The sequence below is a fragment of the Fulvivirga sp. genome, from assembly GCF_040218215.1.
Taxonomy (GTDB): Bacteria; Bacteroidota; Bacteroidia; order Cytophagales; family Cyclobacteriaceae; genus Fulvivirga.
The window spans coordinates 122350-138756 of record NZ_JAVJQL010000014.1 but is presented as its reverse complement, the minus strand read 5'-3'; the positions used below and the strand labels follow the sequence as shown (position 1 = coordinate 138756).

Genomic DNA, 16407 nt, shown 5'->3' with positions numbered 1-16407 from the left:
ACTATGTGAGTCAAAAAATGACCGCAATCGTTTGAAGTTGAGAATAACACCACCTCCAAAAAGAAGCATTGTTTAAGTAGTCTATTTTTTGATTGTAGAACCCCTTACTATTAGGTTGGTTTTAAGCACTTTAGTCTCAGGTTCTATAACCTCATCATCTTTCGCCTCAATTTGCTTGATAAGTAGTCTGGCAGCTTCCTGTCCCATTTCGAACCCAGGTTGGTTTACAGTGGTCATTGCAGGTTCTGTGAGCGAAGTGAACCTCCAGTTACTAAACCCTACAATTGCAAAATCATTTGGGATATTCAAACCTCTTTCCCTGGCGGCCATCATAGCGCCAAGGGCTACTATGTCATTAATGGCAAAAAGAGCATCTGGAGGATTCTGCAGGGCAAACAATTTGGCGGCAATACTTTTGGCAACCATTTCATCTTCTGAGGTGAAGTCACCCATAACTAGTTCCTCGCGGTAGGGTATACTGTAATGTTCCAGAGCGGCTTTGTATCCAGCAAGCCTGTTTCTACTGATCTCCAAATTAGATGGCCCTGATAAATGGGCTATCCTTTTATTTCCCTGTTGAATGAGATGCTCTGTCGCTTTAAAGGCTCCATCAAAATCGTCAACTATTACTTTACTACAATTAATGGCATCAGTAACTCTATCGAAAAGAACCAGCGGCATCCCTCTTTCATGAATAGTATGAAAATGGTCGTACTTTAATGTTTCCTTAGAAAGGGAGATCAACATTCCATCAACCCTGTTATTAAATAGTGCTTTTGAATCCATAACTTCTCTTTCATAAGACTCATTGGATTGCGATACAATAACACTATAACCTTTATCATACGCTATATCTTCAATACCACTAATAACAGTAGAAAAGAAGAAATGTATTATTTCAGGGATGATTACCCCTATGGTATTGGTTTTACTTTGCCTTAGACTCAGGGCTATAGAGTTGGGAGTATATTTGAGTTTTTCAGCTAACTCGTTCACCGCCTTTTTTGTTGCAGTGCTAATGTCTGGATGGTCTTTTAAAGCTCTTGAAACAGTTGAAGGAGATATTCCCAATTCTCTCGCTATGTCCTTAATTGTTATTTGATTGTTCTTCATTATTTAGTTTACAGAATACGGTAGTAATTAACTGTGCCAAGATAATAAAATCCGCTGTCTATTTAGAGTAAATATTGAAATTGTGCAATAACACAAAATATACTTTGGTATGGTGTTGTAAAATATGAATTTGTGCAATCGGATGCATGTTTCGAAAAAAAATGTTAAATTATAATAAAATCACAAACGTTTGCGTAAACGTTTGCGGTAATTTTTCGGTGAATAAGTGCTTTTATTATTAGGAAATGCAAACGATTTCTTATTATAATTGATACGGTATGTAATTAAAAATCTAATTATTAAACACTTTAAACTTAACTTAAAACATAACCTTATGAAGAAGTTTTTACTAATGTTTATGTTTTTCTTTCTCGCGGCCGCGGGTGTCATGTACGCCCAGGAAATGTCCGTGAGTGGAAAAATAACTGATGGTAGTTCTGGTGATCCAATCCCCGGAGCTAACGTAGTTGAAAAAGGTACTAGTAATGGTACTGTTACGGATATTGACGGTAACTATAAGCTGTCAGTTCAAAACGGAGCAACACTTGTTGTTTCATTTATAGGTTACGCAACTCAAGAGGTAGCTGTTGGATCTAGAGGGGTGGTAGATGTGAGTTTAGCGGTTGATGTAACTGAATTATCAGAAGTTGTCGTTGTGGGTTATGGCTCGCAAGACAAAAAAGAGATTACCAGTTCTGTTGTAGCCCTTAGCGAAAAGGAGTTTAACAAAGGTAACATTAATGATGCTACTCAATTACTTCAGGGAAAAGTGCCTGGATTGAGCGTATATAACAAAGGGGGTAATCCAAATGCCAATTCAACTATTAGGTTAAGAGGTATTTCTACCGTAGGTGCAAATACAGAACCTTTGGTTGTAGTTGACGGTGTTATTGGAGCATCTCTTGATAACGTAGACCCTAATGATATTGAATCTGTGAACGTGCTTAAGGATGGTTCGGCAGCTGCTATTTATGGTAGTAGAGGTTCTTCTGGCGTTATACTTGTAACAACTAAAAGAGGTTCTAGAACTGGCGGTGTATCTGTAAATTACAATGGATACGTTGCAGCTGCTTCAGTTCTAAATCAACAACCTGTCATGGAGCCAGGAGAATATATTGCTGCAGGAGGTAATGATCTAGGCGCTAATACTGACTGGCAGAAGGAGGTAACAAGAACTGCTGTTTCTAACGTACATAATATAGCTGTTTCTGGAGGTAATGAGACTACAACCTTCAGACTTTCTTCAAATTTCAGAAATATTGAAGGAGTTTTGAAAAAGTCTGGATTTGATCAGATTAACACAAGAGCAAGTTTAAATCACAGGGCATTTGATAACCGTTTAACGGTTGATTTCAATATGTCTATGACAAATAGAGAGAGTGATTTTTCGTTTAACGAGGCTCTTAGATATGCAGTGTTATACAACCCAACTGCCCCAATAAGATTTGACAACGGAGAGTATTTTCAGGCAATTTTGTTCGATAACTTTAACCCAGTTGCTATCATAGATCAAAATACAAATACTGGAAAAAGGAAAAATCTTAATTTTAATACTCAAATGAGTTTTGCAATAACAGATGAGTTATCGGTTACGGCTAATTACGGTCAGCAATACACTAATGTATTGAATGGAGAATATTATTCCAGAGCGTCACTTTTTAGAGGATTTAATAGAGGAGGTTTGGCAAGAAGGTATACTTCTGACAACAAATTCACCCTGTTTGAAACATATGCAACATATTCAAAAGGTTTCGATAGAATTAATCTTGACGTATCTGCCGGTTATTCATTCCAGGAAGATGAATTTGAAGATATCTTTATTGAACTAGGTAATTTTCCAAGTGACGAATTAGGTCAATACGCTTTGGAAACTGCAGGTGACAGAATTTCTGGATTGGCGTCAAATGTTAATATTAGCAGCAGTGCTTCTCCTGAAAATCGAATCATTGCATTTTTTGGCCGAGTAAATTTAACCTTTGATAATGCAATATTTTTCAATGCCTCTGTAAGAAGAGAAGGCTCAACGAAATTGGGTGCAGATAACCAATGGGGTGTTTTTCCTGCGTTAGGAGTAGGAGTTGATCTTCAAAACTATCTTCAATTAGGTGGAGTTGATGTATTAAAATTAAGGGTAGGGTATGGTGTTACAGGATCATTGCCGGGACCTTCTGGTTTAGCACAAGATTTATATAACTATAGTTTCCAAGGTGGTGGACAGGTTTCTCTTGTAAGAGATGCTAACCCTGATTTGAAATGGGAAGAAAAGTCAGAAATTAACCTGGGTATTGACTTTGGTTTAGGAGGAAAGCTTACAGGTGCTTTGGACATATATACTAGGGATATTAATGACTTTATTTTGGAAAGAGCAGTGCCTACTGACTTATATCCATCAGGAACACGATTTGAAAACGCTGGTAAATTACAGACTAGAGGTGCTGAGTTGTCTTTAAACTACAACTCAATAGCTATTGGTGAAGTTAGATGGACGCCAGGAGTTGTTTTGAGCACATACTCAACTACTTTGGAAGAGTTTATAATCGATGAGCAAACCAGAGCGAATTTAGGAGCTCCTGGTCAAAACAGCACAAACCTGATTAGAGTGGCTGTTGGAGAAGAGATTGGTCAAATATGGGGACCCGTATTTGAAGGTGTTGAGTCCAATGGCGCACCAAGATTTGCGGATTTAAATGGTGATGGAACAGTAAATTCAGATCAAGGCTTAGCTTTAGACCCTGCTGGTGATTTCCAAGAATTAGGAAACGGTATTCCAGATTTAGAAGTAGGTTGGACTAACCAGGTTACTTATAAAAATTGGGACTTCAATGCCTTTTTTAGAGGTGCCTTTGGTCATAGTTTGGTGAATACATACAGAGCGTTCTATGAGCCTATTGATCCAGGAGCAATTAACTCCTACAATAGAATCAGTACTGATGAAGCTGTGGATGGTTTAACTTCTGCTCAGTTTAGCTCATTATATGTCGAAAAGGCAAATTTCCTGAAACTAGATAACGTTACACTTGGTTATACATTTAATACCTCTAAAGCCAGTAACATTAAAAACTTGAGGGTTTATGCCAACATTCAGAATGCTTTCGTAATAACAAATTATACTGGAATTGATCCTGAGCCAATACTTCAAGATTTTGGTCCAGTTGATAATGGTGGATTCTTGGGTACAACCCCTGACGTATTGTCTCCAGGTATTGACAGAAGAAATAACTATTTCACTGCAAGAACATTCACTTTTGGTGTAAGCCTTGGACTATAATTAATAGAGAAATTTAAAAACTATGAAAAATTTATTTAAAATATTATTCTTAATTCCTCTGAGTCTGCTGGCATTGTCTTGTACAGACTTGGACGAGGAGATAAAGGGAGATTTTACTTCTGATTTTGATCCTGCAAATCCTGGGGTTGGTATTAGAAATAATGTCAATGCTCAAAGTCCTAGCGATGGTCTTTCTGCTGCATTCACTAGATTGTTAAACGGTACTGCCAATCACGGTAGTTATTTTTCAGTTGCTGAGATTTCAACGGATGAGGCGGTTATTACCCAAAAAGGTGGTGACTGGTTTGATGGTGGTATTTGGTTGCAAACCCACCAGCATGACTTCAATCCAGCTCAAGGAGGTATAAATGGTGCATGGGGAGACCTTTATGGTGGTGTTACTCAGTGTAATATACTACTTGATGAAGGTGGACTTGATGCGGCAGGTACTGCTCAGGTTAGAATGCTTAGAGCATATTTTTACTGGAAGTTGATGGATATGTTTGGTAATATTAAGTTGGTAACTACACCAGGTACTGATGTTGCTCAAACTAATAGAGCTGCTGCTTTTAATTTTATTGAATCCGAATTGTTAGCTGCTATTCCTGACCTTACGGCTGGAAGAGCTGATTACGGTAGAGCGAGCCAAGGTGCTGCTTATGCTTTGCTATCAAGACTGTATTTAAATGCTGAGGTTTATACCGGCACTGCCATGTATCAGGAAGCTATTGATGCGGCTGACATGGTAATAAATTCAGGTAACTATTCATTGTCTGCTAGCTATGCAGACGTATTTGCCCCTGACAACGTTGATAATGTTGAGCATATTTTTGTTGCACCATTTGATGAGTCTACAGGTACAGGAATGAATATTGCACAGTTTACGCTGCACTACCCAAGTCAATTAACTTTCAGATTGCAGCAGCAGCCTTGGAATGGTTACTCTACATTGGAGGACTTCTATAATTCTTATGCTGATGGTGATAATAGAAAGGAAAACAACTTTATTGTTGGACCACAAACTGACTTAGACGGTAACCCAATCCTGGATTTGGCTTTTGACAAAGCTGATCCTGATGGTGCTGAAATTAATTACACCCCTGAGATAAATGAGCTATTCCCTAACGGTTCCAGACAAGCTGGAGCTCGTTTTGGTAAGTTCAGTTTCAAAATTGGTCAGGGTCCTGAAATGGATAATGATTATCCGTTATTAAGATTCGGTGAGGTATTGTTGAACAAGGCAGAGGCTCAATGCAGACAAGCAGGTAACTGGAGTGCGGGAGTTGATCTTGTAAATCAGTTAAGAAGTAGAGCCAGTGCTACTCCATTTACAACAATGACAGAAGCTGATTTTCTAGCTGAAAGAGGTAGAGAGTTATTTTTAGAGTCATTAAGAAGAACTGACTTGATCAGATTTGAACAATGGGGAGCTGCTTGGTGGGAGAAGGATGCTCATAGTAATCCTGATTATGACATAATGCCTATTCCAATTGAGCAAATTAATGCATCTGCATCAGAAGCATTTCCATTATCTCAAAATCCTGGATATTAATTCCTAGATTTAGACATTATTAAATTGAAAATGGCGTCCAATTTATTGGACGCCATTTTATTGATATATGAAGTACTACTATAGAGTTGTTTTTTTTATAATTGTTGTTGGTTGTACCGAGAAGGTCGAAAAAGCAGAGTTTTTGTTTTCTGATGTTACTACTCAATCCAATATTGACTTTTCAAATAACCTCACCTTTACAGAGGAACTTAATCCTTATACCTACCGTAATTTCTACAATGGAGGTGGTGTTGCGATTGGCGACATAAATAATGACGGACTTTCCGATATCTACTTTGCAGGTAATCAGGTAGATAATAAACTTTACCTCAATGAGGGTAATTTTAAATTTAAAGATATAACAACTTCAGCCGGTGTGGCCTGCCCTGAGGTTTGGTCTACAGGGGTGACCTTCGTAGACATTAATGCAGATGGCTATCTAGATATATATGTATGTAAATCAGGAGATCCTAATACTCCTAATAGAAGTAACGAACTGTTCATTAACAACGGAGATCTGACTTTTACAGAGAAATCTAAAGAATATGGGTTGGATATTAAAGGACTTTCAGTTCATGCTGCTTTCTTTGATTATGACAAGGATGGGGATTTGGATTGCTATGTATTAACCAACTCAATCAAGTCTGTTGGTAATTATGATTTAATTAAAAACCAAAGGGATATTTCCGATGAACAGGGAGGAGGTAATAAATTTCTAATTAATAATGAAGGTCATTTTGAAGACTATACTCAACAGGCGGGTATCTATAATAGTAATATAGGCTTTGGGTTAGGCATTACCCTGGGTGACTTTAATAATGATGATTGGGTTGATGTATTTATCTCGAATGATTTCTTTGAAAGAGATTATTTATACATTAATAATAAGAGGGGTGGTTTTACCGAATCACTAACAAAATACTTCGAATCTATAAGCATGGGCTCTATGGGTGCGGATGTTGCTGATCTTGATAATGACGGAAGGCCAGAGCTTTTTGTAACTGAGATGCTACCGGACTCGCTAAGCCGTAGAAAAACCAAAGCCATTTATGAAAACTGGGATAAGTATCAGCTCAATGTAAGTAACGGTTATCATAACCAGTTTCCCAGAAATATTTTACAAAAGAACATATCGGATAGTACCTATGTTGAATTGGGTAGATTATCTGATATAGCAGCTACAGAATGGAGCTGGGGAGCATTATTATTCGATATGGACAATGATGGTTTACGTGATATTTTTGTTGCCAATGGTATTTACAAAGACTTATTGGACAGGGATTACTTAACCTATCAGGCGACTAATGAGCGCATTAAAGAAATGATAAAAAACAAAGAGGACGTCATTACCAATCTGGTTGAAACAATGCCCTCTGCTGCTGTTGCAAATTATGCCTATAAAAATGAAGGAAGTTTTAATTTTAAAAATGTAGCTGACCAATGGGGATTTTCTGAACCTACCTTCTCTAATGGAAGCGCTTATGGCGATTTGGATAATGATGGTGATTTAGATTTGGTTTTGAATAATATTAACTCAGTATCCAAGATATATAGAAATAATACTGATTCTATTCAATACAAAAATATTAGCATATCCTTAAGCGGAGATAAACAGAATGTAGGAGCAGTAGGCTCTAAAATAATTGTTTACGCTGGTGGAAGAAGTTTCTTCGCTGATAACTTTGTCACCAGAGGATTCCAAAGCTCTGTAGACAATAAAGTAGTTATTGGCTTAGGTAAGGAAGTCCAGCATATTGATTCACTCATTGTCCAATGGCCAGATGGCAAAACAACAAAGCAATTTAATTTAAAAGTTAACCAACAAATAAAGATTAGCAAGGGTGGTGATGGAGATTATAATTATGTTCCCCCATCCAAAAAGAATGGTCTTTCACTGGTAAAGGTTCAAAACCTGCCTTCATACACCCACAAGGAAAATGGGATGGTGGATTTTAACAGGAATAGATTATTGCCTATGATGTACAGCAATGAAACACCTAAATTATTAATTGGCGATATTGACAATAACGGGTTTAGTGATGTATTAGTGGGCGGTGGTAAGGATCAGGAAAGTGCAATAATCAAGTCTATCAGAAATGAATTTCAGGTTTCAACAATTACTGATAATTCGAAGGCTGAGATTACTGAAGGAGTATTTTTTGATGCAGATTTAGATGGGGATTTAGATCTTTATTACGCTTCAGGAGGTAGGTTTTACCCGTCATCTTCCTCAGTTTTGATGGATAAAATCTTAATTAATGATGGGAAGGGTAATTTCACAGAGTCTCCAAATAAATTGCCTTTTAAATCTTTTATAAGTACAAGCACTGTTGTAGCATTGGATTTTGATAATGATGGAGACAGTGACCTCTTCATTGGTGAAAGGTTTGATCCTTTTTATTATGGGATAGGTGGTAGAGGATTTTTATTCGAAAATGACGGTACAGGGGTGTTTTCTGATGTTACAGATACATATGCTCCTGCTTTGAAGAGTATAGGAATGGTCACAGATGCAGTTGCTGCTGATATCAATGCAGATGGAAAAATGGATCTGATAATTGTGGGTGATTGGCTGCCAGTTACATTTTTGATAAATAAAGGCTCGGGTTTTCAAGTTGAGGAAAAAATTACAGAATCAGAAGGATGGTGGAACACCATTGAGTCGGCAGATTTAAATGCCGATGGAAAACCAGATTTTGTGTTAGGCAACCATGGGTTAAATTCCTTTTTCAAGCCAACTGACCGGATGTATGTCAATGACTTTGACGGTAATGGCTCTGTAGAACAAATATTCTGTACCCAGGTAAATGGCAAGTATTTTCCAATTTTAGATAAAGATGAGTTAATATCCCAACTCCCGATATTAAAGAAGAAGTTGTTGTATTATAAGAATTATGCTTCAATGGGCATGGAGGACTTATTTGGCGAAAAAGATCTGTCTGACGCCACTATATTTGAGGTAAACAAGCTCGAATCAATTATGCTTCTTTCCACAGAAAATGGCTATGAATTGATAGATTTGCCAGAGCAGGCACAATATGCCCCAATTTATGCATTGCATATTGAAGATCTTGACGGAGATGGTGTTTTGGATTTAGTAGCCGGTGGAAATCAATATAAGGTTAAGCCGCAATTTGGTAGGTTCGATGCTTCCAATGGATGGTTTTTCAAAGGAGAAAATAAGAAAGGTTTTAAATTTATGAATGGTGTTTCCCTCAACATCCCTGGGCAGATAAGGGACATTGAGAGTATTGATATAGAAAAGAAAAAATATTTGGTTGTTACAAAATATGGAGAAGCTGTTGAATACTATGAGGTGCATTTTTAGTTTGGTGATCGTGATATTCTTATTTGCGAGCTGCGAATCGGAATACACTAGGTTAGTGAAGCGTGAATTAGAAAAAGAACAGAGGCTAGATTCTGTACTTTTCGACATTAATTTTGGTGACCCTAGGCCACGCTTTTATCAAAGATGCCTTGAATTAAACAGGCAGCAGTTAGTAACACAGGGCCCTAGTAATTCCTCTGTTCAGTATGTATTTCAAGATTCTTTGTTTCATTCTAAACCTACCCCGGTCAGGATCCTGTTTTATCCAGACTTTGATGATGAAGATAAATTGACAGCAATGAACATTGAGTTTAGTTACATGGCATGGGCGCCATGGAATAGGGAATTGCAGTCTGACTACCTTGAGCCAAAGGTTGTTAAAATGATAGAAACTTGGTACAAGGGTAATGAGTTTATCGAAACAGAAGTTAGAGGAGAGAAGCTTAAGGTTAAGGTAGATGCCAATAGGCGCATTTTAATATATATCAAGGATACACAATCAGTGGTAGTGAAGGTTCAGGACTTACTTCATCCACAATTCAAACATTCTATTAGTTCGTAATGATGAGATTTTCAAAGTTATTCTTTATTCTGGTTATAGGTTTTGCAAGCTGTAAAACTGATGATCAAGATCAAGTGCAGGAGAAATTATTTAGTTTATTAGATTCAACTCAAACGGGAATTAGCTTCGCTAATAATCTTGAGTTTGATGAAAAGTTCAATGTCTACACTTACCGCAATTTTTATAACGGTGGAGGTGTAGCCATAGGTGATATTAATAATGACGGGTTAGTTGATCTATACCTAACTGCGAATCAAAAAAAGAATAGACTTTACTTAAATAAAGGAGATTTTAAATTTGAGGATATCACGGAGACTGCGGGTGTAGGTGGAGAAATGGGCTGGTCAACAGGGGTTTCGATGGCAGATGTTAACGGTGATGGTTGGCTTGATATCTATGTTTGTAATTCTGGGGATATAGAAGGTGATAAGAAGCAGAATGAACTTTTTATCAATAATCAGGATAATACTTTTACTGAAAGTGCGAGAGAATATCATTTGGATGATAAGGGCTTTAGTACTCACGCCTCATTTTTTGATTATGATAAAGATGGAGATCTTGATGTTTACTTATTAAATAACTCCTACCAAGCCATAGGAAGCTTTAACTTGGAAAGGAATGAAAGAGGAGTGCGAGACTCTTTAGGTGGTGACAAGCTACTTAGATACAATGGAAAGTTCTTTGAAGATGTTAGCGAAGAGGCGGGAATATATGGAAGCATTATAGGCTTTGGACTTGGAGTAACCATAGGTGACCTTAATAAAGATGGATGGGAAGATATTTATGTTTCCAATGACTTCTTTGAAAGGGATTACCTTTACTATAATAATCAGGATGGCACATTTTCAGAACAATTGACTAACTCAATGAACTCCATAAGCGGTGCATCTATGGGTGCGGATATGGCTGATATCAACAATGATGGGTACCCGGACATATTTGTTACGGAAATGCTTCCGGATGAATATAAACGCCTAAAGTCGGTGACGACTTTTGAGAATTTTGATAAGTACAGCTATAATGTTAAAAATGGCTATTATCATCAATTCACGCGTAATACTTTTCAACTTAACAATGCTAATAAGACCTTCAGCGAGATAGGTCGATTGTCAGGCGTAGAGGCTTCTGATTGGAGTTGGGGAGCGTTGATTTTTGATGTTGACAATGATGGCTATAAGGATATTTTCGTGGCCAACGGCATTTATCAAGATCTAACAGATCAAGACTATCTTAATTATATTTCCAATGAAGAGATAGCTAAGTCGGTTATTCAAAATAATAAGGTAAACTATAAAAAGTTAATAGAAATTATTCCTTCAAACCCTATTAGCAATAAGGCTTTTAAGAATAATGGTAACTTAAGTTTTGAAGACAAAACTGAAGCATTAGGATTAGATCAGAGCTCTTTTTCAAATGGATCTGCATATGGCGATTTTGATAATGATGGCGACCTCGATTTAGTGGTAAATAACGTGAATATGCAGGCATTCATTTACAGGAACAATGCCAGACAACAAAGTAAAGATTCTGCGAACTACATCAGATTTGAATTTAAAGGAAAGGAGCCTAACACATTTGCTGTTGGAGCACAGGTAACTGTTTATCAGGGCAACCAAATCTTTTATATCGAACAACAACCAACCCGGGGATTTCAAAGCTCAATGGATTACAGGCCACTTGTAGGTTTGCCAAATGGTGAGAAAGTGAAAATCGAAATTATTTGGCCTTCTCAAAAAGTATCTTACCTGGAAAATGTAGTTCCCAACCAAACTATTTTATTGGATGAAAATAATATTAATCAGAGTGACCAATCTATTCTGGAAGCTAAAAGACCATCTAATATTTTCGAACCTCAGTCCTTAAACATTTCGCATCATGAAAATAAGTTTGTCGAGTTCAATCGTGATAGACTAAAGTATCACATGAGCAGCACAGAAGGACCAAAGGTGGCTGTGGCAGATATTAATAGTGATGGGCTTGATGATTTTTATATCGGTGGGTCAAAAGGGTTTTCAGGGCAACTCATATTAACCACTGAAAACGGTTTTATAGTTGACTCTTTAAGCTTTGCTGGTGAACGGGAATCAGAAGATCAGGGCTCCACCTTCTTTGATGCTGATGGAGATGGAGACCTGGATTTATATGTATGTACTGGAGGTTCAGAATTTTCAGCGGTATCAGAGCCGTTAAAGGATAAATTGTATTTTAATACAAACGGGAAATTTGAACTCTCAAAGCAGGTGCTTCCGGCAGCTGATAAATATAAGGTGACTTCAGTGGTTAAGCCTTTTGACTATGACAATGATGGGGATATCGATCTTTTTGTTGGTGAAAGGTTTATTCCTTTCCAGAATGGATTCCCATCCAGCGGCTACATATTACAAAATGATGGTAAGGGAAACTTTAGTAATGTTACAGATACAATAGCTCCTGGTCTTAAAGAAATAGGTATGATTACCGATGCCAGCACTTCTGATATTGATAATGACGGAGATAATGATTTAGTCATTGTGGGTGAGTATTTAGGTATTAGAACATTTACTAATACCAATGGTAAGTTCGAAGAATTGGAAACATCACTAACTTCAATGAAAGGGTGGTGGAATACAATTGAGGCTGTGGATATTGATAATGATGGCGATGAGGATTTTATTTTGGGCAACCATGGTTTAAATAGCCGCTTTAAAACATCAAAGGAAAAGCCATTGTACCTTGTTGTTGACGATTATGATAAGAATGGATTTTCTGATCCAATATTGGCCTGGAGTAATGAGAAGGGAGATTTATATCCATTTGCCCTTAGACATAATCTCGCAGAGCAGTTGAAGTTTGTGTTGAAGAAATACCCTGATTATAAATCATTTAAGGATGCCACTCTTCAGCAAATTTTAGGCGAAGAAATGTTTAAAAAGGCCTTAAAAATCGAAGTGAATAGCCTTAAATCAATTGTTGCTATCAATGAGGGTAATGGGAAATTCTCATACATGGATTTGCCACTGGAAGCTCAGTTGAGTCCTATTTACGCCATTAAAGCCTTTGATTTTGATAAGGATGGCGATATGGATATTGTTTTAGGGGGCAACTTATATGCTGCTAAACCAGAAGTGGGCAGATATGATGCTAGTTATGGTTTATATCTGGAGAATCTTGGCGGAAACAAGTTTAAGACCTACGAAGGAAATCGAGGCTTCATCACAGATGGTGAAGTCCGGGATATTTTTGTTATAGGTAACAGGCTAATAATTGCAAGAAATAATAATGCTTTTCTTCAATTTGGATTTTAAATGAAGAAATACCTTCTATTTTTATTACTACTTGTATCCGGGTGTATTGAACAAACGGAAGTTCCTTCTGACAAACTGTTCGATTTACTTGGGAGCAATGTCACAGGTATCGACTTTGTGAATACTGTCGAAACCAGTGAGGAACTGAATATCATTGAATACCTATACTTTTATAATGGCGCAGGTGTGGCCATTGGAGACATAAATAATGATAACCTTCCGGACATTTACTTTACTTCTAATTTGGGTGAAAACAAGCTTTATTTAAATGAGGGGGATTTTAAGTTCAAGGACATCACAGAACAAGCCGGTGTTGGAGGCAAAACAAGCTGGTCCAATGGGGTTACTATGGCTGATGTAAATGCTGATGGTCTGTTGGATATATATGTAAGTAATGTTGGGGATTATAAAAACCTGAAAGGCGCCAACGAGCTTTTTATTAATAAAGGGAATTTAGTTTTCGAAGAACAGGCTGTAGAATATGGCTTGAATTTCACCGGTTTTGGGACACATGCCGTTTTCTTTGATTATGATGGTGATACTGATTTGGATGTGTATTTGCTAAACCATTCTGTTCATTCTGTGGGTAATTATGGGAGGTCAAATCTTAGAGAAGAGGTAAGTGCTAAATCTGGTGACAAACTTATGCAAAGCCAGGTGGCTCAAGGCAACCAGCGGTTTTTAGATGTTACTGAGCAGGCGGGTATATATAGTAGTAAGATTGGATATGGTTTAGGTGTTGGGGTATCTGATCTAAATGAGGATGGTCATCCTGACATTTATGTGAGTAATGATTTTCATGAAAATGACTACTTGTATTTCAATAATGGTGATGGAACATTTACCGAGTCGCTTTATGATGTAATGGGGCACAGCAGTAGATACTCAATGGGTAATGACATTGGCGATGTAAATGGTGACGGACTATATGATATTATATCTACAGACATGCTACCTAAAGATCCAACTATTTTGATGAAATCGGGAGGTGAGGATAAGCTAGAGGTGTATGACATAAAACTTGATTTCGGGTATGGGCATCAATTGGCCAGAAACACCCTTCAGTTGAACACTGGAAATGGTAATTTCTCAGATATAGCACTGTATGCCGGTATTTTTGCCACCGATTGGAGCTGGTCGCCACTTATTGCGGATTTTGATAATGATGGTTTTAATGATATTCATATCTCAAATGGAATATTCAAACGTCCCAATGATATGGACTATATTCAATATATCTCCAATTTGGCTAATCTACGATACAATGAGACCAATGAGGATAGCGTAAACAGGGAAATGATCAAAAGAATGCCTACGCTGAAGATTCCTAATGAAACATTTAGCTATAAAGGTGATTTGTCATGGGATAATGTAGGAGCAAGTTGGGGTCTTGATCAACCGTCTTATTCAAATGGGTCGGCCTATGGTGATTTAGATGGCGATGGTGATTTGGATTTGGTTATTAACAATGTTAATCAAGAGGCCTTTGTCTACCGGAATAATAGTGAGAGAGATTCCTTGAAACATTTTATAAAGTTCGATTTTGAAGGAAAGAACCAAAATACCTTTGCACTTGGAACGAGCATAAAATTGAAAACTGACGGCAGAATTATTCAGCGTTATTTAACAACTACACATGGATTTCAGTCTTCCGGTGAGCCCAACATGACACTTGGACTGGGCAATAGTACAATTGTAGATACTGTTGAAATTCATTGGGCATCAGGAAAAAAACAATTGATGACCAATCTAAAAGCTGATCAAAGGATAACCTTAGCTGAACCTGAAGTTGGAATTGAATTAGGAGAGAGTAACCGGCCTCCTTTGTTTCAAATAGCCGATGATTTGGTATTGTTCAAACACGAAGAGAACATAAAATATAAAGATCATAATTTTGAATATTTATTGCCTTATCGATTATCTACGGAGGGACCAGCTTTAGCCGTTGGTGATATAAATGGTGATAACCTTGATGATGTATTCATAGGAGGAGGTGCAGGACAAGAGGCATCTATCTTCATTCAAAGTGAAAATGGTGAGTTTCTTAATGTTGCTCAAGTTGCATTTGCAAAAGATGCTGCTTTTGAAGATTCTAAGGCTGAGTTTGTTGATGTGGATAATGATAACGATCTGGATTTAGTAGTTCTTAGTGCTGGATATCAGTTTACGGACGGTCATCCTTTGCTGGAAGACAGACTTTATATTAACAATAATTCCATTTTCACACGAGCGGAGAATTTTTCAAGTACAAGACTTAATTCATCCGCAATTGCTATTAGTGATTTTGACAGTGATGGTGATGAAGATTTGTTTATAGGGTATTTAAATGGGGTTGGACAATATGGAATAGGGACGTCAGGAACATTATTGATAAATCAGGGGGATGGAACTTTTAAAGATGAGACCAGTAGCACTGCGCCTGTTGCATCTAAATTTGGGTTAGTTAAATCGGCTGTCTGGACAGACTATGATAATGATGGTGACGTTGATTTGGTAGTAGCCGGACATTGGATGCCCATCACCATTTTGGTGAATGAAGCTAATAAGCTCGTAAAGAAAGAAGTAATTCCTAATTCTAGTGGATTTTGGAATGTTATAGATGCTGCAGATATCGATAATGATGGAGATCAAGACTTGGTTGGAGGAAATATTGGTTTGAATAATAAATTTAGAGCAAGTATTTCAGAGCCACTAAAACTATATATTAATGATTTTGATAATAATGGGAGAACTGATCCTATAATAATGCAAAGCCAGGAAGGTAGGTATATACCACTTTTCACCAAAGACGAAATAGAAAAGCAAGTGGTTATGATCAAAAAAAGATATGGTTCTTATAAAGATTATGCCATGCAGGTAAATGGAATAGAAAGCTTGTTTGATCAGGAAAGTATTGATGTTTCTGAAAAAAAGGAAATTCAGGAGTTAAGGTCAATGGTTTTTATTAACGATCAAGGCAGCTTTTCAGCCAACCCGTTGCCTCAAGAAATGCAATTTTCATCTATTAATAGTTTCCTTTTGCATGATCTTAACAATGATAAGTTGGTTGATATTACTGCAACAGGTAATTTTGATCAAATGCATGTAAATTTGGGCAGACTTGATGGTAGCTATGGAGGTGTTGCTTTAAACAAAGGAACATTAGGGTTTCAATATTTGCCTAATCCAAATTCAGGTTTGAATATCACAGGGCAAGTGAATGCCAGCGAAATACTAAAAGTCAATGGCAATACCTACTATTTGTTTGCCCTCAACAATGGAAGGGTGAAAACTTACAGATTATCTAATTGATAGAATTTT

The 16407-nt window shown here is 37.2% G+C and carries 7 protein-coding genes; 6 read left to right on the top strand and 1 reads right to left on the bottom strand.

The window, feature by feature from the left end:
• Positions 1 to 81 precede the first annotated feature (81 nt).
• Complete coding sequence (locus RIB54_RS09295) at positions 82 to 1113, bottom strand: LacI family DNA-binding transcriptional regulator (protein WP_350065977.1); 1032 nt, start codon at positions 1111 to 1113, stop codon at positions 82 to 84.
• 334 nt (positions 1114 to 1447) lie between these two features.
• Between RIB54_RS09295 and RIB54_RS09290 the strand changes: the two genes are divergently transcribed.
• The 6 genes from RIB54_RS09290 (at position 1448) to RIB54_RS09265 (ending at position 16398) form a co-directional block, all read left to right on the top strand.
• Entirely contained in the window at positions 1448 to 4381 is a 2934-nt protein-coding gene (locus RIB54_RS09290; RefSeq protein WP_350100646.1) for a SusC/RagA family TonB-linked outer membrane protein, read from the top strand.
• A 22-nt stretch (positions 4382 to 4403) separates the two neighbouring features.
• Positions 4404 to 5933 carry a RagB/SusD family nutrient uptake outer membrane protein gene (locus RIB54_RS09285; protein ID WP_350100644.1) on the top strand — a complete coding sequence of 510 codons (1530 nt, stop codon included), beginning with the start codon at positions 4404 to 4406 and terminating at the stop codon, positions 5931 to 5933.
• A gap of 67 nt (positions 5934 to 6000) precedes the next feature.
• On the top strand, positions 6001 to 9261 hold the full coding sequence (locus RIB54_RS09280; RefSeq protein ID WP_350100643.1) for a VCBS repeat-containing protein: 3261 nt from the start codon (positions 6001 to 6003) through the stop codon (positions 9259 to 9261).
• A gap of 10 nt (positions 9262 to 9271) precedes the next feature.
• Positions 9272 to 9823, top strand: coding sequence for a hypothetical protein (locus RIB54_RS09275; RefSeq protein WP_350100642.1), 552 nt, complete (start codon positions 9272 to 9274; stop codon positions 9821 to 9823).
• Between the two features lie 2 nt (positions 9824 to 9825).
• Positions 9826 to 13107, top strand: coding sequence for a VCBS repeat-containing protein (locus RIB54_RS09270; RefSeq protein ID WP_502879615.1), 3282 nt, complete (start codon positions 9826 to 9828; stop codon positions 13105 to 13107).
• Positions 13108 to 16398, top strand: a complete 3291-nt coding sequence (locus RIB54_RS09265) for a VCBS repeat-containing protein (RefSeq protein WP_350100640.1) — start codon at positions 13108 to 13110, stop codon at positions 16396 to 16398. It abuts the gene before it with no gap.
• Positions 16399 to 16407 lie beyond the last annotated feature (9 nt).

What these genes read in the sequence shown, in the direction of transcription:
- RIB54_RS09295 (WP_350065977.1), bottom strand. Translation starts at nt 1,113, where the DNA reads ATGAAGAACAATCAAATAACAATTAAGGACATAGCGAGAGAATTGGGA.
- RIB54_RS09280 (WP_350100643.1), top strand. Translation starts at nt 6,001, where the DNA reads ATGAAGTACTACTATAGAGTTGTTTTTTTTATAATTGTTGTTGGTTGT.
- RIB54_RS09270 (WP_502879615.1), top strand. Translation starts at nt 9,826, where the DNA reads ATGAGATTTTCAAAGTTATTCTTTATTCTGGTTATAGGTTTTGCAAGC.
- RIB54_RS09285 (WP_350100644.1), top strand. Translation starts at nt 4,404, where the DNA reads ATGAAAAATTTATTTAAAATATTATTCTTAATTCCTCTGAGTCTGCTG.
- RIB54_RS09265 (WP_350100640.1), top strand. Translation starts at nt 13,108, where the DNA reads ATGAAGAAATACCTTCTATTTTTATTACTACTTGTATCCGGGTGTATT.
- RIB54_RS09290 (WP_350100646.1), top strand. Translation starts at nt 1,448, where the DNA reads ATGAAGAAGTTTTTACTAATGTTTATGTTTTTCTTTCTCGCGGCCGCG.